Source organism: Romboutsia sp. 13368, assembly GCF_018336475.1.
In the GTDB taxonomy this organism is placed as follows: domain Bacteria; phylum Bacillota; class Clostridia; order Peptostreptococcales; family Peptostreptococcaceae; genus Romboutsia.
The window spans coordinates 1,058,605-1,058,875 of sequence record NZ_CP048741.1 but is presented as its reverse complement, the minus strand read 5'-3'; the positions used below and the strand labels follow the sequence as shown (position 1 = coordinate 1,058,875).

General features: G+C 26.3%; 1 protein-coding gene. It reads right to left on the bottom strand.

Translation table 11 applies throughout. The annotated features are described in order from the left end of the window. On the bottom strand, positions 1-271 hold a 271-nt coding region (locus G3997_RS04310; protein ID WP_296648656.1), incomplete at both ends, for a M14 family zinc carboxypeptidase.

Below are 271 nucleotides of genomic sequence, written 5' to 3'. Positions count from 1 at the left end.
TTTCTATAAACCAATCTTTATATCCGCTTYCTATATTAGGCTTTTCTTCATATAACAAGGTATAGTTAGTTTCATTTGAAATTTTATTAGCAATTTTTAAATCCCTTTCTTCATTTAATTGATTAAACTGCCAATAAATTTCTTCTCCAGATGAATGATATGATATAGCTCCATCAAATAGATATTTTTCAGTTAGATGTTTAAGAGCAATAGTTTCTGGTTCAGAAAAACTATATAAACCTGAATATCCTTTAAAACCAGGTATTAAAAC